Genomic DNA, 21,343 nt, shown 5'->3' with positions numbered 1-21,343 from the left:
ATTTCAGAAGATTGTCCAAGGATTATGAGATTTCCCCTTCATCCGCTAAGGCTTTTGTTCAATTAGCTTTCACAAAAATTATGCTGAATAGGTTAGTTAAATGTTTTGCGTGACTGGTTCTAAGGTTCTACCACCTTATTTAACCCAATTGAAAAATTTTGCGCTAATATGAAACGATGGATTCAAGATAGAATTACCGAATTTACTTATTTGTTTGATGCCTTACAGCACTTCTTTATCTCACCTAATGCAAGATGATTTACTATAGAGTATGCTGCTGTGCTCAACATCCTTCATTTTGGTTATGCAAGAGGTCTATTAAATCACACGGAGCGACTCTTGTAATACCATTTAAAGGAGTTTATTTATTAGAGAATTCTCAAATTAACTCCTAAAGATTTTTTATGATGTTAAATATTTAAATTTATTTTGTTAACGGTACCGTATGCAACCAAAAGTGACGCCAAAGATTTACCAAATGTGCTTCACTCATCATTCACTACACCACTGTCTGGAATTACTTGCTATATTACGTAGCCAACAGATAGAAAGCAGAATAGTTGGGGGTTTCGTGCGGGATCAGGTATATAGCACTCTTTTTCCTGATGCTTGCGAAAAATCTAACCACAACCTCTCTTCCAAACACGATATAGACATAGCAGCAGCGAGTACGCCAGAAAAGGTTGAGGAGGCATTAAAAGCGTATAATATACCAACTATAGCTATTGGCAAAGCGCATGGCACAATTTGTGCTATATATAAGGGCGAGAAATATGAAATCACATCTCTTAGGTCAGACATAGAATGTGACGGACGGCATGCAACCGTAAACTTTGGCGCGAGTTTTGCGCTCGATGCGCAGCGTAGAGATTTTACTATCAATGCCATGAGCTACTGTCCATTCCACTTGCGGATATACGACTATTTTGGAGGGATGGAGGATTTAGAAAATAAACGCGTAGTATTTGTGGGTGATGCAATGGTAAGAGTAGAGCAAGATTACTTGCGTATCTTACGCTTTATACGCTTCTCGCTGCGCTTTGCCGCTAGTTTTCATGCAGATGGAGCAAGGGCATGCCAATCCCTGTTCCATAAGTTGCAGCTCATTTCTAAAGAGAGGGTGAAGCGGGAGCTAGATGCGGTTCTAGCACAACCACAACTCGAATATTTTATAGAAGATATAGAGCAAATTTTCTCTGGCTCACATCATGATGTAAAGCTTGGTATACTTCAAGCCGGTATTTTGGATTTTAGGAGTTTAAAACAATATTGTGAATATTCTAAAATACTTACCATAGAACCAAGTGCTATAGATATAAATAACTACTTTCAACTCGCGACCATCTATTGCGCCCTACTGTCGCAATATTTTTTGCAAAAGGAATGGGTGCAGAGAGAGGGTCGGCATGGAGCATATGTTATATATGAAATATGCGAGTTTAATGAATGGAAATTTAATAAACAACAGGCGAAGCAAATTATCAAATTAATATCAAGCTATATCTACCTGCAGCAATTTGCGCATTATGACGCGCAACGGCGCCTGACCATTATTATTAATTATATATGGTATAAATATTACCCTCATCACATCTACGCTCTATGTTACACTTTAGCTCTTTGTAGCGCGCAAGTTAGTAGCGCAAACAACGGGGGTGTACAAGACGCAGAATGGTTGCGGTACATTAGAAACGAGCAAACATTATTGTTAAGTGTTGCGCATATCAAAAACAACCTACCGCCACCAAAATGCCCATACAATGCACGGCAATTGATAGACGCGGGGGTGGCGAGGAAAGATATTCGCAAAACATTGGCGCAGCTGGAGGAGGAGTGGATTGTGAATGGGTTTGAGTAGAGTTTCGAAAGAGAGATATTAAACCCGTTAATTTTGCGAAGCTTTTATACCACTATACAGCCTCAAAGCCCTAGCTCTTTGGGTCGCATAATCTACTATTGGCATAGCATAAGGCTTGCTATCATCACGTATCTCATAAGAACTCCCACGCGCTGGCGTTTTATATGGCTGATGTATTAGCGCACTATCTACGTCCCGTAATTCTGGCACCCACTTACGTATATACTCGCCATTTCTATCAAATTTCTGGCTTTGTAATGTTGGGTTAAAAATACGGAAATAAGGCGCGGCGTCTGCGCCGCTGCCGCTCACCCACTGCCAACTAATGCTATTATTTGCTAGATCTGCGTCTAGTAGCGTATCTAAAAACCACTGCGCCCCCACTCGCCAATCCATAATTAATGTTTTGGTTAAGAACGATGCTACAATCATTCTCGTACGATTGTGCATATAACCACTGCTCCACAACTGCCTCATGCCCGCGTCTACTATAGGGTAACCAGTTTGTCCTCGTTGCCATTTTTCTAGTAGTTCTTGGTTTGTATCCCATGCGAAGGAATCAAATTCTTGCCTTAAATTTGCCGATAGCGCATGTGGGCAATAATATAGGGTATGATAGGCAAATTCTCTCCAGCCTATCTGGGAAAGAAAGGTGTTTAGCGACTGTATGCTATAAAGCGCATCACTTAACATACCATCGCGTGCTGCGCGCTGGCCGCTACTCTGTTCATCATCAGGTAAGTTGGCGGAATGATGGCAGTTGGTGGCGCTAGTAATCTGCCATTTTAAGTCATGCACCATATGCCAAATCATATTCACACTCACTTCGCCAAAATGAATGTGCGCAGAGAGCTGAGACGTGCCATCGATAGCAACAAAATTACGTTGTGTATGATATTGCATTATATGAGATACAATAGACTCCTCTCGAAACTCTACTCCTAATGACGCACTTCGTGCTGCTACTGACTTGAAACCTTCACGTATTCTACATGCGCTCTGGTTCTGCGATACGTACGCTACTTGCGCTTGTTCGTCATGGGTGAGTTTTGCAAGAGATCCGATAAATTCTTCGAGTTTTTGCAGCCCACCATCCTCCCCTGGCTCCCAATAATTACGAAAAGGAGCTGCCCAGTTTGGTTTTGTAGGCAGCAGATTCCATGATTCTAATTGTTTTATGCTATTTTGTACAAAATACTCTAAGCTAGATGGGCTGGCTATTGCCATGCTTTCTTCGCTAGACTCTAATGGATTAAGGGAGAGAAGAAATGGCTTAACTCTAATTTTTCGTCCATCAGGCAAAGTGGATAAAGTCAGCAAATCAGGCAAGGTCTGTCTGATAGCCTGACTCTGCAACTTTCGAAAAAATGGCGTATAGATTTTGAAAAATGAATTGGCTTGATTCTTAATAGTCCAAGGCTCACATAACAAAGAAGCATTGCTAGTCTTCACCTCTACCCCTCTTTCTAACAGTTTTGCTCGCACTCGCAGATCCGCCTCTATTCCATGCGCATCGTAGCACTCATTCCAATAAACGCAGTTAATAGGATATCGCTCTAGCAATTGCTCGAATATCTGCTCTGGATCACCATTTATCAGATTTAACAATAATCCACGCTGCTTTAGCTTGTTGCTAAGGGCGAGTAGGCTATGATACAACCACCATTTTTGCGCTCGCCCTAGGCAATAGGCCGTAATAAGCGACGCGTTGCTAGAATTGTTTAGTATATAGAGTGGCGCAACGAACTCGCATTCTTGCAAGGCTAAGAATAGCGCCGGATTATCATGTAGCCTTAAATCCTTGCGAAAACATACTACCCCTATTTTATGTTTCATCATCTATACCATATTTATATTACTTTATTATATAATGTACTCTTGAGAATATTGCTGCCAAAAAGTTTGCAGCAAACGCCTAGTAATGCATTTGCCGCGGCTTAACGCAAAGTTGTTAATCTCAACTACTATCTTCTGCAAAAGATCTATGCGCCTCGTCATACGCTCTAATATAAAACTTATAGCATCTTGCTGAATTACCACCCCCTCCTCAAAAAACAACTTAAATAATAGGGCGTGCAATAGAGAGTCGTCTGGATGTTCCAAATAAATCGTTGCTAGTGATGTAATGCGAGAGCTTAAGTCTGGCAAACTAAAGCAGCAACTTTTGTCTATGTTAGTAGATGTCATCAATAAATACTTACCACTCATAGTAAGCATATTGAATAGATGAAATAACTTCTCCTCCTGCCAGTGCTTATTTATGTCCTCCACTACAAAATAATTATTATTCTGCAAGTCTATCTGGGTACATTCCTCATGATGCGATATAAAGTATGCGTGAGTTGGATGAGCCCATATGTGCGCCAAATAAGTTTTTCCACAAGATGGAGGTCCATCTATTAACAAACAAGATGGGTAGGGGTTATAACCAAAGGAGCGCGGAAATTGCGAAATAGTCTCAAATGCATGTTGGTTGCAGGTTGATACTATAAATTCCTCAATTAAATAGCTGTCTGGCCTTCTGAGATTAAAAGTGAGTTGCATGTATAAATTGCGAGTTGCTATTGAAAAACTATTAATCCAAATAAACGTTAAATTCTAGCATAACCTAAGATTTTATAAAAACCATGAGATCTTATTGTAACTAATACAATCATTTAATATGAAAATTTTTACACCTTAAGGATGTATTTCTAGACTCGTAGTGAAGATAAGGTTATAATTTTGCTTTATATTAATTAAGGGTTGATTTTGAACTCAAATATCATATAAAAGTTGCATAAACATTGAAAAATGTTAATTTCCTTGAATTGTTTGTTGCTTATTATATATATTTATGTTATTATAGTTAACATTAATTAATAATTAATATGCTAAATACAAGAGGTAACTATCATTATGGCAAGAAAAAACGACGAAATGACTAATATCGATCTAGTAGTAGGACGCATCATCTCGACACTGAGATTGCAGTGCGGATTTTCTAGAAAAGAACTCGCAGACTTGATTGGAGTGACTCACCAGCAATTGCAGAAATATGAAAAAGGTACTAACAGAGTATCTTTCAGTAGATTACTTCTGATATGCAAAGCCCTTGGTGTAACTTTAAGCTATTTTTATGAGAATATTGAATCTGCTAGTTCTACCGAGGTAAACGAGAGACAACGCTTGTGCTTAGAGGTGATTAGAAACTTTATGAAAATTAATCCAGCGCATCAGCAGGCCGTTAATGTTTTAATTAGATCATTAACGCAACAAAACCATATACCTGAGGAATACGAAGCTCTAGCAGAGTGTTCATAAAACTTATTATCGAGATTAGTGAAAATCTAGTACAAATCGAAACCTCTTAGGGCATCATAAAAAAATTAGTAAATAACGTGCTTGACAGTAAATGAATTGCCTGATAGGATCTATACTGGAATGGATTTATAGTAACTGAGCGCTCTGCGTCTTCGTGCTACTATCTTTTGCCGCCACCTCAAGGCTTTGTCTTTGTAAAGCTTGTGCGCTCATTAGTTTGTTATTAGTGGTTATTAAAAAGGGGTCTGTAGTTCAGTTGGTTAGAACGCACGGCTCATAACTGTGTTGTCGCGGGTTCAAGTCCTGCCAGACCCACCATTTATAATTTATTGTTTATAGAAATTTTAGGTGTCCTTTCGCTCAATCTCTTCTCCTCTATTTAACAGCATACTTTTTAGATACCTGCTCTTCTTATACCTCAAATCTTTTTTTTTGGTGTCAGCTCTGCTGTCTCTATTTATTTTTTTCATCAATATCTTTGACTCGCTCAGTAAGTCAGAAAAACTAGAACTCAGCTTAGCGTTTTTGTTATTACATAAAGTGCCCTACCTTTTTCAACAGATTGTGCCAATCGTGTCTTTTCTCAGTACTTTATTGTTCATCAACAATCTACTCACTTCAAATCAACTATTGATTATAAGTGCAAGTGGCATGAGTCTATTCAAAATAACGCTCATTCCCATGTTTGCTAATTTATTCTTAGGAATCGCTTTTCTCTATACCTTAAACCCTCTGAGTTCTTACTTGCTTAGCAAGAAAGCTCAAACCAGCTTAAATAACCAGGCTGTGATAAGAGGTAAGGATTTGATATTTCGCGAATCTATCGGTAATAAACGCTATGTTGTGGTGGCATCTATTGCTAATCTTAACAAACAAGGTTTTGCGAATCTATCTGTTATTGTAACTGATCAACTCAATCATTTTCTTGCTAGGATAGTGGCAGCGGAAGGTAGTATACATCACGTTGACGACGCAAGCCAATCAGATGGCGGTTATGAAAATATAAGACCCACTACAGCTTATCTCGCGCTACGCGGAGTAGAGGTGTATGGTATAGCGAAAAACTATCAGCTATCCGAAATTAATCTTCCCTTCGCAATTCCAATAGAGAGTATGTATAATAACTATAAAACTCCAGATGAAATACCATTCTGGCAGCTACCCAATGCAATATCAGCACTAGAATGCGATGCGAATAGCGCAAGTGCACAATATAAACTATACTATTTTAAACAGCTACTGAAGTGCCTAGCAATGTTCTCTGGTTCTTTCTTCACTCTATGTTTCATCTCGCTAGATAAAAGAAGGATAAAGAACAACTATTTTCTATGGATCGGAATAGTAATTTCGATAATCTTCTTTGCTAGCCTAGAGCTTGGAACTGTGATTTTGAACGCAATGCACCTAGAGGCAATTTACACTGTATTATTGCCAATTGTTGCGGTAATTTCGATCAGTTATTTTAAGGTTTTACATTTTAACAGAATTTAGATAAAATATATTCGTTTTTAAACAGCATTTTTCGCACCCCTAACCCTTCATTAATATATTATACCAATATGCTCACAAAACTTCTATCTAGATTTACTTCAGACATGGCAATAGACCTTGGCACCGCAAACACCGTAGTGTATGTGCGTGGCAAAGGCATAGTCCTCAACGAACCATCAGTTATAGCTATGATTAAAGAGGGCGGAATGCTAAAACCTTATGCCTTTGGGCAAGAAGCTAAACTTATGCTTGGTAGAACGCCTTATGATATCGATGCTACTCGCCCATTAAAAGACGGAGTAATCGCAGATTTTAAGGGCGCTGAGGAAATGATTAAATATTTTATTAAGTCGGTAAATCACCGGCGCTCGTTAAATAAACCAATGATTATAGTATGCGTTCCATACGGCTCTACACCTGTAGAACGTAGAGCAATACAGCAAGCAGCAGAAGGTGCTGGAGCACGCGAAGTGTTTTTAATAGAAGAACCAATGGCCGCAGCGATTGGTGCTGGATTACCCGTTACAGAACCAACGGGATCAATGATAATTGATATAGGAGGTGGCACAACAGAAATTGCCATTCTCTCCTTAGGCGGTATAGTGCATTCTAAATCCATTAGAATAGGCGGTGATAAAATGGATGAAGCTATTATTAGCTATATTCGCAGACATCACAACTTACTTATAGGCGAGGTCACTGCAGAAAGAATTAAAAAAGAGATAGGTTCGGCATGCGTTCTCCCTTCAGATCAAGATCAGTCCATCTCTATTAAAGGCAGAGACTTAATGCGAGGCATACCAACAGAAATTCTGCTATCAAATCACGCTGTATCTGAGAGTTTAAACGAAATTGTGCAGCAGATTATTCAAGCAGCTATTATGACTCTTGAATCTGCGCCACCAGAGCTTGCCTCTGATATAGTAGACAAAGGTATAGCCATAACTGGTGGAGGGGGGTTGCTGCGCAATCTAGATCACATAGTAAACTCTTGTACCGGTTTGCCAGTATGCATAGCAGATAACGCCCTACATTGCGTTGCGTTAGGTAGTGGAGCTGTAATAGAAGATCTCTCAAAATTTAAACACGTATTATTCAAGCAAGATTAGTTTTGGGAGCGCATGGCGATTGCAAATAATAGGATTAAAGATGGTAGTAGACGTTATCCTAAAATAAAAAAAATATTTATATTTTCTTGGGTCATACTGTTAATACTCTATTTAGCTATAGAACTCACAATATTTCGAACAAACTTCGTATCTTCTACTATTCTCGAAATACAATCACAATACAACGCTGTTCTCACCTCTATCTATAAATCCTGCCATCACGTTTTTACTATCGACTACTGGTTAGACAGCACGTTGCAAAGAGAAAATGCTCAACTCAAGCGCAAACTCGCTATCACTCAAAATTATTTAGAAAACCTAAAAAATATCGAAAGGGAAAATGTGGAGTTAAAAAAATTTCTCGCCCTCCACGTCAACTCTCCTACAGAATTGTTAATCAATGCTAAGGTAATGCATACCAACATCACTAGATCACAACATCAAGTAATTATCAATAAAGGTAAACTAGATGGCGTTAAAGAGAATGCGTCAGTAGTACATAACAACAACCTAGTGGGTATTATCACGAAAAGTTATGACGCATACGCTATAGTCACTCTCATCACTGACCCCACTTCTAAAGTAGCGATATACTGCTCTACCTCGCACGCCACTGGCATTCTCTCCGGAGCTGGTAAGGAAGGAATGCATATTGCTTACTTTGAAGGCCACTGCATGCCAGGCGAACAAATTCTCACCTCTACGCGCAGCAGCCTATATCAACCCAATATCAAAATTGGGGTAGTAGAGCATTCTAAACTTAACTCACTCATTATTAAGCCTTATTTTCAAATCGACGACTTGCATTTTATACAGATATATAAATAAGATACCATCATAATTAATAAGATACTATCATAATTTCTTAAAAGGTGATACACTCATTGAAAAGGTATCTTTATATTTAGTTCAGTCACACTTAAGCAGTAATAGAATGAAACGCCCAAATCCCTTTGCATCATCGGCTCTAGATAGCAATGATGAAGAGGATGATCCATTTGATTTCTTTGGCCATAGTAATAACAAAGAGTTACGTAGTCATAGTCCATTCTCATCCTTTTCGGATCAACCGCAAGATCATCGATTCTCATTAGAAAATAATAGCGCATCTCAGCACTCATATACATATGATGAGCAGTTTGGAAAAAGCGAGCAGTTTCCGAATCCTTCGCGATACTTTAGAGAATTTTCGGAGAATAATGCGTATGGAGAGCCAAACAACTCTTATGATCAACAAAATAGCTTTGTCTATGGCCATAACTCGAGCTATGCAGAGAATGAGTCTTATATACCTTCTGATTTGGCGTACCAGACGGAGCAACCTGACGCAATATCAAAGGGGCAAGTTAATACAATACCAAAATATCATAGATCTGACCCTATAGTACAGAACAAATATACAATCAATATCCTAGAACCGTTAGAACATTTTAAAACAATCTTTTCTTCATATTGCCATGCCACAGAGATACAGAACTCTGAAAAAAAATATCATGCCGTGGTTTTTAATTCCTCGCTTGCACCATCTAAGAAGCTGCTAGAATCGCTACTAACCATTAATAACCCATACGTGAACTCAATTTATCTATACGATCTAGTACATATTGAAGAATTAGACAGCAAGGTGTTGGTAGCAATTACTAATAGCTACGATATTGATAACAATCTATCATCTTTTCTAGTCGATAATGGCCCATTAGACACAGCCCAATTACAGACTCTCATAACTTTCATTGCCAACTTACTTTCCACTACTTACGCCAAAAAGATAGTATGTGGAAATATTAATCCTCGCCACATTTTATTACAAGAGTCTGCTCAATATAAGTTGCGAGAATTTTGGCAAACTTATCAGGGATTTGAGCAAGACGATTATTTTCTTGCTCCAGAAATCCTTAATTGCGCAAGTTATGCAAGACATAGTACGCAGCAGGCAATAGACATATATGCAGCGGGAATGACAATTTTTGTAGCAGCTACCGGCTATAATCTGCATGCTATAAATCAGCATGACTATCATCATAACATATTAGAACGAGGTACCTTTCAATATCTTTCAAAGCTTACCGCTATACCAACATCCGTTCGTCCTTTATTAGAAAAACTCTTGGCGAATGATCCTAATGACCGTTATACAGCGCGGGATTTAATGAATTGGACTAAAAATCCAAGTGTCAAAAAATCTAAAAACATTCGCAATACCGTGTCGGACATTTACTTGAAATTTAATAATTCAAAATTTCTTACTCCATCTTCTTTGGCATATGCATTACGCATGCATTGGAATGAAATACATAAAATCATTCCATTGTCTCTGCCATTAATGTCTTTTTTGCAAAAGAAATACGCGCATGGTTCTAGCAAAACATTCCAGAGTTTGGATTTTATTTTGAACCACCCTACCTACACCATCAACCATTCGCAAGACTTGCGCTGGTGCCTTTTGCTTTTAATATTAGATCCGGCGAATTGTATTAATTTTGCTAATTATTCTTTCACCATCTCTTCTATTCCAGCATTGCTCAACTTCATGTTGTATAAAAAAGAACATGACCCACAATTTTTTTATTTGTTAAAAGGATTATTTAGCTTCTCAAAAGATCTCCCTCGACAATACCAAGAATTATTAACAACGCAAGAATTCCAAACAATACATGAAGCCTTGTTTAGTTACACTAGTTTTAATGATTTTAATTGCGCTCGCCTCACATATACCATCAATCCAGATTTACCGTGCCTTGCAGAGTCGCTTATCAATACTTACTGTACAAATATTAATGATTTGCTGCTAGCTCTAGATTCGCTCGCGCAAAATAAAATAGACTTGGAATTCGACTATCATATCATAGCCTTTTTGGCGGCAAAGAATCCTAACGGGAAAGAGCAATATCGTTGGAAAATAGATAAAATATTAAATCAAAATCAGAATCTGTCCCAATGGATAACTCATCTACCCATTCTGTCAAACGCTCAAACTGTATATAAAAAACCAATGCACCATTTGGTAAAAATCATTTTACCATTGTTGTATATGATTGTTGAAAATAACATTCGTAAAAAAAGTACAAAAAAAAGATTATTATCTAAACTTGCTAGCAAGGCAGAAGGAGGTTTTATATCCGATATCATGGAAGTAATGAATAATCCTGACATCTTCTACAAAGATATGACAGAGTATCAAAAAATGTTAGAGTCTCTTCACTCTCTTCACAGTCAGAAAGAACAAACTGTAGTCGCTCAAAGTCGAGACAACAATGTCGAGCTAACAGTGCACCGCATCGGCTCTATTATCTCGTCTGGACTATGTTTAGTAATATGTATAATTCTTAGTATATAGACCATGTTGAAATTAAAGCTATTGTAGGTACCAAATGCGCACGCCCTTTTCTGTTGTTGTTACACGAGTGTTTCTGCTCTTTACTATATTATTACTGTTCATAATCTCTAAACGAGCGGCTGCGCTAGTAATAGCCGGCTCGTTTCCGTCAATCTTTGCCTTTTTTCTAGATACAAAATATCGCTACTCATCATTAAACATCTTCTGTTTTAATGTAATAGGAATAGCCCCTTTTATAGCAAAATTTATTAAATCAAATTTTTCTTACGTTGTAGGTGCGCAGATGGCTAATGCAGCCAGTACCTGGGCAACGATTTATGGCGCTATCGTGTTAGGTCAGGTTTTTTACTTCACTTGGCCCAAAATATTCTTTAAAGTACGAGACTTGCAACTTTTGCGCCAAATAGGCTCTATAGATAGCGAATATCAGCGCCAGCTATCATTATGGGAAATAGACCCGCAAGATTTAGAACGATGTGAGCTTTTTGATGATCACTGCAATTTAGAAGAAAACAAAGATGCTACTGCTCAGCTTTAAACATTTTGCTCAAGATCTACGCGAACTAAGAGTGCGTCTCATTTATTGTTGCATTATTTTCATTTTCTTCTTTATTGCCGCATATCACTACGCGCAAGACTTATGCGCATTTCTCATCGCGCCGCTGCTGCAGACTGCGCAAGAGCAGAATAAGACTTGTATGCTAATATACACTAATCCTACTGAATATTTCTGCTGCCATCTTAAAGTATCAGCAATACTTGCATTCTTTTGTAGCGCGCCGCTGCTGCTGCACCAAATCTACCTCTTTCTCCGCCCAGGACTATATGAGCGCGAGAGAGCGAAAATAGTGGGTTTATTCATCATTACTCCATTATTATTTTATGCAGGCGCCGCATTCGCAATCTTTTATATCCTACCAAAAGCGTGGCATTTTTTAGTGAGCTTCGAAAACCTCAACCAACAAATACCTATTGCGCTACAACCTAAAATTAATGAATACTTAAATCTTACTATTGGATTGATTGCGCTTTTTGGCTTGTTATTTCAAATTCCAATTATTCTAGCGATCTTATATGTTATTGGATTAGTGAATACCAATAGTTTAAGAAGGGGTAGGAAATGGTTTATATTATGTAGTTTTGTGGTATCTGGTATTGTTACGCCACCAGATCTACTAAGTCAACTATTAATGGCAATACCAGCTATACTACTATACGAAGCGTTTCTTTTGTTTTGCAAGTTATACTCATTGTACTCTAAGTAAATACCCTTTGCCAAATTCGCTACTTCTATAGTAATTTAGGTTGAATTAGGTATTTTAAAGAAATAAGAAATAGCCTCATATAATTGATTCAATTCAGTAAATTTGATTTTTAATCCATCGTTTCATATTAGCTCAAAATTTCCCTATTGGATTCAGATCTGGTGAATGTGGAGGCAAAAAAATGATCCTGCAATTTACTATTCAATAGACCTCTTTCCAACTCTACTCCTGATGGCAACTGTGGCGACGCTGTCGATGCGCAAGTCCTCACGTACTTCATGTACGCTGCGGCTCTGTGCTTCGTATACTCCTCGCATTTGCTCTTAATTGAGCGAGTTTCGAAAGAGGTCTAATCAATTCTTTTGTCTTCTTAGATTCATGAAAAAGAAGCATTGTCCATAATTACAACTTGGCCGGACTTTTTAATTCCTTAATTAAAACATTCTTCACCCAGCTTTTAAATAATAGTGTATTGCATGGACCATTAAATACCATAGGTGCTATTGATTTATTATGCACTATAGTAATTTAGGTTGAATTAGGTATTTTAAATAATTTAGACGCTTGGTCATAACTATTCCCAGCTTCTAAATATTCTACTACTTTTTCTCTCAAATCATTGCTATAGCTTTTTGTCATTTTTCCTTTCATTATAACGAAAAATTATATCTAATTCAATCTAAATTACTATAGTTAAAAGGTTGATTTTTAAGAAACCTATATGTTCTCTGGGTTTTAGAACTATGCTTATCGTTACTCCTGATACCAAGAGCCATATTTTTGGTGCTAACTGAACAATTTAGAAGCTGGAAATAGTTATGACCAAGCATCTAAATTATTTAAAATACCTAATGCAACCTAAATTATTATAGTATATTATGCATCATCAGAAAATACATCCTCATACTACTTCAATCCCCTGCTACCACCTCTCACTACATAAATTAGACCTCTTTCGAAACTCGCTCATGATGAGCAAATGCGAGGAGTATACGAAGCACAGAGCCGCAGCGTACATGAAGTACATGAGGACTTGCGCATCGACAGCGTCGCCACAGTTGCCATCAGGAGTAGAGTTAGGAAAGAGGTCTATTGTAAGGTACTATGATTCTGACCATAACTCCTTCCATATTCCCCTGGATTATTAATCACTCCTGATCGCATTTTAGTATTATATCTTCAAGATATCTTAAAACGCAAAATCACGATACATCTCAGAAATGCATGCTATCTGAGGCACATTACTATCATATTCTTCTTTTCGCAAATCCGCAATTAATTTTTGAATAACAGGGATATCTTGGGTAGAAATGGCGATACTACTTGCGTGTCGCATCATGTCCAACAAAGCCAGCGCACGCTCATCTTTTGGCAATTTATCTGCGAGCAACACGCTCTTTAAAATTTTTTGCGTTTTTTGTCGTAGATCTTCTTGCAAATAAGCCTTTGTAACTGACGTATTTTGCGCTTCCTGTGCCTTGATGTAGTTGAATTGCGATTGCTTAAAATTAACAAAATCACGAATAAATAATCTATGTTCATCAGCGAGATCGTTATCATTCTGCAATGTTGCCATATATGCTTGCAATACATTCTTAACTCTCTCTGAGTTCGAGGTGGACGCAGTATGTGCATCAACAGAATCCATTTTATTCAGTTGTGTAAATATCATAATCGGCAATAATAAACTATGACGCGAATACAGAGGTGTTTGCATCATCTTCTCTAAATCCATGATAGTACCTTGATTCATCTGTAAAATCGCCTGCTCTTTTATTAACTTAGGAGAAATAAAAGAGTAAAGAGTTAAGTGGTGTGCTTGCGCTATATCCAAAGCTTCCTGATAATAATGACTACGATCCGGAAAATGATGCATTAATTCATATCTTGCATACACTCCCAACACACTCCGATCAAACAAGTTAAAACCTTGCGAGTTATAATCTACGTAATCTAAAATTTTCTTTGCAATCTCGCAAGATAATTTGCGCACCCCGCGCTCTCGTAAAATTCTCGCAAAGACAAGATTTAATTTCATTTCGTGTGCATCAAGTGCGACTAACTCTACTGAATCAACCGTAATACTGCTTTGATTTTTTTGATTCAGTAAAGATAAGATATCGCTGTACCATAAACTTATTTCGTCCTTGACTTGCAATGCAAATTCTTGAAAGCTCGCAATTCTGTCGAGCATTTGAGCATCGTTATTAACAGACCGCAAAACATCTTCTAATGAAAAAAAACGCATATCCTCTAAATCGCAAGGCATTGCTCGGACTTTTCGTCGAATATCTATAAGAGCATCAAAAACATCACCTCTTAAATTCAAATCAGCTACTAAACATTTTATTGCATTCACTGTCACATACTGTCCGCACATTGCTGCTTTTATATAGCACACGACATCACGAGAGAAAGAGTTCTGACATAAAATATCATCAGCTCGTTCAAACGCAGCGATAACTGCTAACTCCATCTCAGAAAACTGCACTGTTTTTTGCGTCAAAACCTTAGATAATTGACGTTTAGCCCAAATTGCTTCAGAATGTTGAGGTGCTTCTGTTAATATTTGGTCGCAACAATCTAGTGCCAAATCATTCTTTCCAATAGTGTTAAGAATATGCGCTTTTGTTACAAGATACGCCTGGTTTTTTGCGTCATATTTGATTGCGCAATCTATGCATTCTAATGCATCGGAATACTTCTGCATAGAATATAAAATACGGCTTTTTAGGTGGTGTACCGCACCATTTTCTGCATGTGCCACAAGCACGCAGTTTATCGCTGTCAAAGCTTCTTGAGCTCGATGGAGAGAGTGTAGAATAATGGCTTTTTGACATATTAATTCTAAATCTTCCGGTTTTTGCTTTGTCTGATTTTCGCACAATACTAAAGCTTCCTGATATTTACCTAACTTCATCATAATTTCTAAATGCCTATCAACTATCTCGTTGGCAAGGCCTAACTTTGATAAACTATCGCAAACCTCTAGCGCCTCACTCCATCGTTCCAAAGTGTATAAAGCATTAATTTTATTTTCGTATACAATGCAACTTTGCTCATCAATCTTAATTGCATCATTACATCTTAACTCTTCCGCAATCTTAATTGCATTATTGAAATATCCTAACGCTTCTAAGAATTTGTTTTGTTGAGATAATACAGACCCAATACCATTTAAAGCATCAATATCTGCCTTGTTCATGCTAAGACTGCGCTGAAAACATGTGATAGCTTCCTCATAACTCCGTAAATCAGACAAAGTTTTACCCATGCCATTATGAACCTCTAACTCGGATATTCCAATATCAAGCAAATTATTGTATAGCTTGAACGCTTCTTGATATCTTCTTGATTCTATTAAAATGCTCCACATGCTAATACAAATATCTCTATCTTTAGCGCATACTTTGAGTCCATTCTGCAATATATCTAATGCATCGTCCCATTTTTCTAATAAGCGCAACACATCACTGTAGTTGATATACACTTGGGCAATCTTAGGATCGCACTGAATAGATGATTTGTAAGCTCGCTCAGCCTCCTCATATCGCTCTAATTCAACATACACTTCACCTAGGCTATTATATATCTCACCACTATTAGGGTTTGTTTTGAGTCCATTCTGCAATATATCTAATGCATCGTCCCATTTTTCTAATAAGCGCAACACATCACTGTAGTTGATATACACTTGGGCAATCTTAGGATCGCACTGAATAGATGATTTGTAAGCTCGCTCAGCCTCCTCATATCGCTCTAATTCAACATACACTTCACCTAGGCTATTATATATCTCACCACTATTAGGGTGCAGCTTTAAAGCTTCAGAAAAAGAAGCGAGAGCTTCTTGATATCGATGTAAAACATTTAATATGATTCCGTGATGATTATACAATCGCCAGTTATGCTTGTCTAAAGCAATCGCCTTACTATAGACCTTCTCCGCTTTTTCATATTCATTAATCTTAACTAATGTTCGCGCCAAATTATTATGCATTTGCACATCATTCGCATTCCGTAATAATCCATCCTGGAATACATTAATCGCTTCTTGATATTTACCTAAAATATTCAGAATCTCCCCCTTGTTATAATACAGCGTCCGATCATCCGCATTCAGCGCAATTGCTTGATTGTATGATGCTAAAGCATTCTTATAATCCTTTAACAGACAAAGCGCTTTACCTTTACCAGCATGTAACTCATATTTATTGCAATCTATCGCAAGCCCTTGGTTAAACCAATTGAGCGCTTCATCACATTTGCCAACTAATGTTAGAGTTCTCGCATAATCGCTATATGCTTTTACATAGGAGGATTTAGATCGTATAATATACTCAAATTCATTAAATGCGTCGCCAACCTGGTTTAGTGCGAATAAAGTATTAGCTCTATTATTTCGTATCTCCCAGTTTTTTGAGTCTAAAGTGAGCGCATCATCGTAACGTTCAAGAGCACCTTTGTATTGCTGAGATGCAAAAAGCTTATTGCCCTCCGCGAGAAGTCTAGAAATTTGCGCATTCGATGGAAGTTGATTTAGAACCGATGCATTGGTAGTTTGGAGAGCGTTATTAGGTATTTGCATAGTTGTACCTTTATTTTACATATTTTGTATAAATGCAGAAGAATGAGAAGCGTTTTTATTATAAGTTTAAAAACATTTCTACAACTCCACTCTGCTTACACAAGTAGATAACAGTAAAACAAAATTTTTACAACCCTTACTTCTCAAGTAATAATATTTTTAAATTCTAAATTTAAATTCTAAATAATATCCTGTAAAGATTAGAGCAAATCTAATAATATATTTTCTGGATGTTCTATAGCATTTTTAATCTTTACTAAAAACGTCACGGCATCTTTGCCATCAATAATACGATGATCATAAGAAAGAGCGACATACATCATTGGTCGAATTTCGATTTTATCTCCAATCACAACGGCGGCTTTTTCTATCTTATGCATGCCAAGAATGGCAGATTGAGGAGGATTGATAATGGGAGTTGAAAATAAAGAGCCATATATTCCACCATTCGTAATAGAAAAAGTCGCGTTCATCAAGTCTTGCGGCGCTAACTGCCTGCTTCTAGCCTTCTCTGCGAGCGATGCAATGTGTTGTTCTATATGAGAAAAACTTAAGCTGTCAGCCTTATAAATGGTTGGCACAACCAAGGCGCCATCCAAGCCTATTGCTACACCTATATTATAAAAATATTGATATACAATTTGGTCTTCCACTATTTTTGCATTCATAATTGGCACCGCTTTAAGCGCGGCTACTGTGGCTTGCACAAAAAATGACATAAAACCTAGTTTAATGCCATGTTTGTCTTGAAATAACTTGCCATAACGCTCACGCAGTTCTAGCACAGAAGACATGTCTATTTTATTAAAGGTAGTGAGTATCGCTGCAGTATTCTGAGCCTCCTTCATACGTTTAGCTATGGTTTGACGTATCACGCTCATTTTTACAGCTTTCGTTTCGCTAACATCTGCAGCTGTATTATTTGCATGAACAGCGGCAGATGAAGATGCATGAGTAGATGTATGGGTTTTCGAATCGTTATTATCTATCTCATAATATCTGGCAGCGGGTGGAACAGCGGTAATGAAATCGGATAAATCATAATCTTGCCCTGCTTTACCACCCACCTCTCGCCCTAAGCTGCAAAGGACACTCTGAGCACTCCGAACGCTTTGATCGCTCTCGATGGGCCGAATATCCTCGGCCCTCTCATCGTTTACACAACTCAATTGCTCGCTATCATTCTTAAGCGCAACATAGGCAAGTAGTTGCTGCACCTTCACCTCACTGCCCTCCTTGGCAACAACAGAAAGAATGCCTTGGCAAGGGGCCACTAGCTCCAGAGTAATTTTTTCCGTTTCCAACTCTAATATAATCTCATCCTTCTGTACCAATTGACCATCTGTCTTTAACCATTTTGCAACTTTTGCAGTCAAAATGGATTCGCCTAAAGCGGGCACTAAAACTTTTTCTTGCATGCGCGTAACTACTTAAATAAACATTGATGATAAAGATCATCGCTACGCTTTGCAATCCACCAAGGCATTTTGTTCTGAGTAAAATTTGGAATTATTGCGTTTTAATCTTTAGCGCAACTATCGCTTTTGCGTCTAGCGCATCACCTCCTACCCTTTTGGTTACATAAAAACTCACAAAGCCTTTATGGGTATATGGATCACGCATCACACTCATCTCCGTCCGATCCACTATTCTATATGCACTTTTAAAATCTCCTAACAATATCAACGCCTCTTTTTTATCTCCATTCACAGTAGGCATATGCGGAGAAGTGAACACGGGTATTCCAAAGATACTCATTTTGCCTGGCGCATTAAGATCAGGATGCAAAATAAAACGCCCATCGCCATCTTTTATAGACTGTATCGCCGACAATGTGGTGCGATGCATAAGAAAAACGGCATTGGGTAGATATTTTTCATCAAGCATATAAATTAACTCTAATAATGCGCTACAATCAAAGCCATTGTTAGCGCTAATATTCTTAAAATCCTTCAGATACTGTAAGATACCCATTGGTTTTTCTAGACCATCACCTACCATAAAAGCTTCTTCCTCAAGCACGCAAAAAGTATCGCGAATCTTCAGGCTCAACCATTCTTCTAAGTTAATAAAGGAATCGTTAATCAAATTCGATGTCGCGCGGGGCTGTGCGTATAATTCATGCACTTTGATACTTTTTTTGATAAATTTCGCGCTATTCGTTGCTTTTCTTTCTGCTCCTTCTCCAACCCAAGCGCCTTGAAAATTCTCTTCATCCATTAATAGCTCTAAAATATTGCTAGAAGTATTTGTTACGCTAGCAATTTGACGCATCACGGAGAGCGCCTTCATATCCTGTAAAATTTTGCTATATAGGTCTGGTTCGATTGTAACGCCAGCGCTGTCCGTGGCGCTATTCAGAAAAGATTTTAGAGTAATATCGTTATTACCAGTACGTAAATAATTATTAAACTCATCTTCTTTTTTATGCACTATATCCGCTCCAATTAACTCGTCTTGACGGGAAAAGAAGGAATGCACTTCGTTTATCTTCTGTTCTAAATTATTCATTCGATCGTTATAATTAATTTCTTCTATCATAATATTTCATACAAATTTATATATTAGGTTTTTGTAGTGTTGTTTTTCTTATCACTCTTCTCTGTTTGTCTATAAATGCTCTACTGTTTGCGGGGAATGATACTAAACTAATTTCTAATAAATGAGCGGAGTAAATAATTCTATGGTGATTATCGTCAAAGTTATATTTTTTAATTCTAAAACCCACAGACAATCCGCGCACTAGCTTGTGCTGCACTAAATCTATAGCACGCTTGCCATGCTTTGTATTACATCTAATTACCGCACTCATCCTCAAGCCAGTTTTTTGGTCCTGTAACTCACAAATATTTCCAATAGAACAATTCAGATCATGTTGTAATAAAAATTTAAGATTAGCTAAATCTATGTTACCAAATACTCCAGGTAATAAAATATCTCTATGTTTATCAGCACTGTTGTACACGCTGGCATAGCCGCTAACTAATAATTCATCCATGTATATTTGCGTACTAAATGGGTGCGAAGCTCTCGCTAGACCATCATTGCACAACTCTGCTCCTCTCAAGATAACGATTGCGTTAGCCGTTTCTAGTCAAAACCTCGCATAGCGAGCATTAGACCTCTTACATCACCTAAAAACGAATGAGGAATTTTTAGGAAAAATGATGTTGAGCGCCGCAGCATACTCTAGTATGTGAGGAGCACAAAGGAGTTTTGACAACAAAATTACTCTTCGGAATAGCTTATGTAAGAGGTCTATTGATGTTTTGGAGCTGCGCTCTGTCGCTCGCCGTTATAAACTCTTCACAATGAGCGAGCTGCGCAAAGAGATCTAATATACTCTAACATATGCTTTTTTAGCACTAAGTAATTTGAGAGTTTTTAAGAAATGTGGAAAAATAAAAATGATGGAATGATTCTCCTGGAAAAAGCGAGAGAAGAACTTGTTGTTTTGTATATAACTTTGATAAGTTTGTGCTAATTATGATTTGATCTGAGGGACATTATAATATTTACAAACGAGAGTCAGATAAATTGAGACTGTCGGATTTGCCGTTATTGATATATTGATTCATGAGATCTTTCAAGAGCAATATTACTTAGAGTCAAGAAAAGTTTGCAAGGAGTCTTACCATAGCAATATTTCCCTGAAATGAGAGCTATGGATTATTGTATTGCATTAACCAGCTATCAACATTATGATGCAATTGCTTAATGCTATTACAGATCTTTTGCCTACAAGCAGTATCGTAAAACTCTCGCTTTATTGTTTTATGGGATCTCCGTATATGTTCTTTGTCTGTGGCGAATTAGTTTTAGTATGTTAAATCTTAACTTGCTAATATACCTTCAACGCTCAAGTATAGCATTTATAGCGTCAGAAGCTTTGTTGTCGAGGAAGTTAGCGGTTTTGACCGCCTGTCTACAAGTCTTTGATCTTTAAAATCAACATGCTTCAGTGCATTTTTTAACCATTCAGTTTCTGATATATTTTGCTTCGTATGTTGCTGTATCTTTCATATCACATATCATTTTATTTAAATTGACGGGCCATACTTTAGTATATAGTAAATTAATTTGAGGTAGCGTATTTAAAAAAGAAAGATAACGAAGCAAAAAGACTCTGAAAGTCAGAAATTTTCTGCTTAACCCATCGCTTCATATTAGCCCAAAATTTCTCTATTGGGTTAAAATCAGGTGAATAAGGAGGAAGAAAAATTACCTTACAACCAACAGATTCAATGAGATCTTTTGTCTTTTGTGATCTATGAAATGCAGCGTTATCCATTATCACAACTTGCCCAGCTTTTAGCTCTTTGATCAAGAATTGCTCTACCCAGCTTTCGAATAGCTGGGTATTACATGAACCATTAAATACCATAGGAGCTA

General features: G+C 37.5%; 18 protein-coding genes and 1 tRNA gene. 10 read left to right on the top strand and 9 right to left on the bottom strand.

What is annotated here, in order from left to right:
- Window positions 1-445: 445 nt before the first annotated feature.
- Window positions 446-1,858: a CCA tRNA nucleotidyltransferase gene (locus Sarmat_RS02250; protein WP_202149224.1), complete on the top strand. Its 1,413-nt coding sequence runs from the start codon at window positions 446-448 to the stop codon at window positions 1,856-1,858.
- Between the two features lie 27 nt (window positions 1,859-1,885).
- Here the strand turns inward: Sarmat_RS02250 and Sarmat_RS02245 are convergent, their stop codons facing one another.
- A complete protein-coding gene (locus tag Sarmat_RS02245; protein WP_202149223.1) occupies window positions 1,886-3,697 on the bottom strand; it encodes a cryptochrome/photolyase family protein in 1,812 nt (603 codons plus the stop codon).
- A gap of 24 nt (window positions 3,698-3,721) precedes the next feature.
- Window positions 3,722-4,402 carry a P-loop NTPase family protein gene (locus Sarmat_RS02240; RefSeq protein WP_202149222.1) on the bottom strand — a complete coding sequence of 227 codons (681 nt, stop codon included), beginning with the start codon at window positions 4,400-4,402 and terminating at the stop codon, window positions 3,722-3,724.
- A 354-nt stretch (window positions 4,403-4,756) separates the two neighbouring features.
- Here Sarmat_RS02240 and Sarmat_RS02235 point away from each other — a divergent pair, with 354 nt between their 5' ends.
- The 8 genes from Sarmat_RS02235 (at window position 4,757) to tatC (ending at window position 12,363) form a co-directional block, all read left to right on the top strand.
- Window positions 4,757-5,161 (top strand): helix-turn-helix domain-containing protein, encoded by a 405-nt coding sequence (locus Sarmat_RS02235; protein ID WP_202149221.1) that lies wholly within the window; start codon window positions 4,757-4,759, stop codon window positions 5,159-5,161.
- Between the two features lie 241 nt (window positions 5,162-5,402).
- A tRNA-Met gene (locus tag Sarmat_RS02230) sits at window positions 5,403-5,479 on the top strand.
- Window positions 5,480-5,509: 30 nt separating this feature from the next.
- Window positions 5,510-6,652 (top strand): LptF/LptG family permease, encoded by a 1,143-nt coding sequence (locus tag Sarmat_RS02225; protein WP_341826596.1) that lies wholly within the window; start codon window positions 5,510-5,512, stop codon window positions 6,650-6,652.
- A 68-nt stretch (window positions 6,653-6,720) separates the two neighbouring features.
- Window positions 6,721-7,761, top strand: coding sequence for a rod shape-determining protein (locus Sarmat_RS02220; protein ID WP_202149219.1), 1,041 nt, complete (start codon window positions 6,721-6,723; stop codon window positions 7,759-7,761).
- A gap of 12 nt (window positions 7,762-7,773) precedes the next feature.
- Window positions 7,774-8,589 carry a rod shape-determining protein MreC gene (mreC, locus tag Sarmat_RS02215; RefSeq protein WP_202149218.1) on the top strand — a complete coding sequence of 272 codons (816 nt, stop codon included), beginning with the start codon at window positions 7,774-7,776 and terminating at the stop codon, window positions 8,587-8,589.
- Between the two features lie 106 nt (window positions 8,590-8,695).
- Window positions 8,696-11,098: a protein kinase domain-containing protein gene (locus Sarmat_RS02210; protein ID WP_202149217.1), complete on the top strand. Its 2,403-nt coding sequence runs from the start codon at window positions 8,696-8,698 to the stop codon at window positions 11,096-11,098.
- 34 nt (window positions 11,099-11,132) lie between these two features.
- Window positions 11,133-11,636 (top strand): hypothetical protein, encoded by a 504-nt coding sequence (locus Sarmat_RS02205; RefSeq protein WP_202149216.1) that lies wholly within the window; start codon window positions 11,133-11,135, stop codon window positions 11,634-11,636.
- The gene (gene tatC, locus Sarmat_RS02200; protein ID WP_202149215.1) at window positions 11,617-12,363 is read left to right on the top strand and encodes a twin-arginine translocase subunit TatC; all 747 of its coding nucleotides are present in this window, start codon (window positions 11,617-11,619) and stop codon (window positions 12,361-12,363) included. Before Sarmat_RS02205 ends, tatC begins: the two co-directional genes overlap by 20 nt.
- Before the next feature lie 127 nt (window positions 12,364-12,490).
- On the opposite strand, the gene Sarmat_RS02195 is transcribed toward tatC, so the two are convergent.
- Both Sarmat_RS02195 and Sarmat_RS02190 read right to left on the bottom strand, forming a co-directional pair.
- Window positions 12,491-12,643, bottom strand: a complete 153-nt coding sequence (locus Sarmat_RS02195) for a hypothetical protein (RefSeq protein WP_202149214.1) — start codon at window positions 12,641-12,643, stop codon at window positions 12,491-12,493.
- Between the two features lie 248 nt (window positions 12,644-12,891).
- Window positions 12,892-13,014, bottom strand: a complete 123-nt coding sequence (locus Sarmat_RS02190; protein ID WP_202149213.1) for an IS630 transposase-related protein — start codon at window positions 13,012-13,014, stop codon at window positions 12,892-12,894.
- 317 nt (window positions 13,015-13,331) lie between these two features.
- On the opposite strand from Sarmat_RS02190, the gene Sarmat_RS02185 reads away from it, so the two are divergent.
- Window positions 13,332-13,511 carry a hypothetical protein gene (locus tag Sarmat_RS02185; protein WP_202149212.1) on the top strand — a complete coding sequence of 60 codons (180 nt, stop codon included), beginning with the start codon at window positions 13,332-13,334 and terminating at the stop codon, window positions 13,509-13,511.
- Window positions 13,512-13,552: 41 nt separating this feature from the next.
- Here the strand turns inward: Sarmat_RS02185 and Sarmat_RS02180 are convergent, their stop codons facing one another.
- From Sarmat_RS02180 to Sarmat_RS02160, 5 genes are all read right to left on the bottom strand, one after another.
- On the bottom strand, window positions 13,553-16,951 hold the full coding sequence (locus tag Sarmat_RS02180) for a tetratricopeptide repeat protein (RefSeq protein ID WP_202149211.1): 3,399 nt from the start codon (window positions 16,949-16,951) through the stop codon (window positions 13,553-13,555).
- A gap of 200 nt (window positions 16,952-17,151) precedes the next feature.
- Complete coding sequence (odhB, locus tag Sarmat_RS02175) at window positions 17,152-18,369, bottom strand: 2-oxoglutarate dehydrogenase complex dihydrolipoyllysine-residue succinyltransferase (protein ID WP_202149210.1); 1,218 nt, start codon at window positions 18,367-18,369, stop codon at window positions 17,152-17,154.
- A gap of 91 nt (window positions 18,370-18,460) precedes the next feature.
- Complete coding sequence (locus Sarmat_RS02170; protein ID WP_202149209.1) at window positions 18,461-19,462, bottom strand: phage major capsid protein; 1,002 nt, start codon at window positions 19,460-19,462, stop codon at window positions 18,461-18,463.
- A 46-nt stretch (window positions 19,463-19,508) separates the two neighbouring features.
- Window positions 19,509-20,003, bottom strand: coding sequence for an HK97 family phage prohead protease (locus tag Sarmat_RS02165; protein WP_202149208.1), 495 nt, complete (start codon window positions 20,001-20,003; stop codon window positions 19,509-19,511).
- Between the two features lie 1,023 nt (window positions 20,004-21,026).
- On the bottom strand, window positions 21,027-21,343 hold a 317-nt coding region (locus tag Sarmat_RS02160), incomplete at its 5' end, for a transposase (protein WP_202149207.1).

It is taken from the genome of Candidatus Sarmatiella mevalonica (genome assembly GCF_016751895.1).
Classification (GTDB): Bacteria; Pseudomonadota; Alphaproteobacteria; order Rickettsiales; family Rickettsiaceae; genus Sarmatiella; species Sarmatiella mevalonica.
Note: the sequence above shows the minus strand (reverse complement) of the source record. Positions and strands in the feature narration are given on the sequence as shown.

Excerpts from the sequence above, each read along its gene's own strand:
- Sarmat_RS02250 (WP_202149224.1), top strand. The coding sequence starts at position 446 with ATGCAACCAAAAGTGACGCCAAAGATTTACCAAATGTGCTTCACTCAT.
- Sarmat_RS02205 (WP_202149216.1), top strand. The coding sequence starts at position 11,133 with ATGCGCACGCCCTTTTCTGTTGTTGTTACACGAGTGTTTCTGCTCTTT.
- Sarmat_RS02235 (WP_202149221.1), top strand. The coding sequence starts at position 4,757 with ATGGCAAGAAAAAACGACGAAATGACTAATATCGATCTAGTAGTAGGA.
- Sarmat_RS02180 (WP_202149211.1), bottom strand. The coding sequence starts at position 16,951 with ATGCAAATACCTAATAACGCTCTCCAAACTACCAATGCATCGGTTCTA.
- Sarmat_RS02170 (WP_202149209.1), bottom strand. The coding sequence starts at position 19,462 with ATGAATAATTTAGAACAGAAGATAAACGAAGTGCATTCCTTCTTTTCC.
- Sarmat_RS02240 (WP_202149222.1), bottom strand. The coding sequence starts at position 4,402 with ATGCAACTCACTTTTAATCTCAGAAGGCCAGACAGCTATTTAATTGAG.
- Sarmat_RS02190 (WP_202149213.1), bottom strand. The coding sequence starts at position 13,014 with ATGAAAGGAAAAATGACAAAAAGCTATAGCAATGATTTGAGAGAAAAA.
- Sarmat_RS02220 (WP_202149219.1), top strand. The coding sequence starts at position 6,721 with ATGCTCACAAAACTTCTATCTAGATTTACTTCAGACATGGCAATAGAC.
- tatC (WP_202149215.1), top strand. The coding sequence starts at position 11,617 with ATGCTACTGCTCAGCTTTAAACATTTTGCTCAAGATCTACGCGAACTA.
- Sarmat_RS02195 (WP_202149214.1), bottom strand. The coding sequence starts at position 12,643 with ATGAAGTACGTGAGGACTTGCGCATCGACAGCGTCGCCACAGTTGCCA.
- odhB (WP_202149210.1), bottom strand. The coding sequence starts at position 18,369 with ATGCAAGAAAAAGTTTTAGTGCCCGCTTTAGGCGAATCCATTTTGACT.
- Sarmat_RS02210 (WP_202149217.1), top strand. The coding sequence starts at position 8,696 with ATGAAACGCCCAAATCCCTTTGCATCATCGGCTCTAGATAGCAATGAT.
- Sarmat_RS02245 (WP_202149223.1), bottom strand. The coding sequence starts at position 3,697 with ATGATGAAACATAAAATAGGGGTAGTATGTTTTCGCAAGGATTTAAGG.
- mreC (WP_202149218.1), top strand. The coding sequence starts at position 7,774 with ATGGCGATTGCAAATAATAGGATTAAAGATGGTAGTAGACGTTATCCT.
- Sarmat_RS02185 (WP_202149212.1), top strand. The coding sequence starts at position 13,332 with ATGATGAGCAAATGCGAGGAGTATACGAAGCACAGAGCCGCAGCGTAC.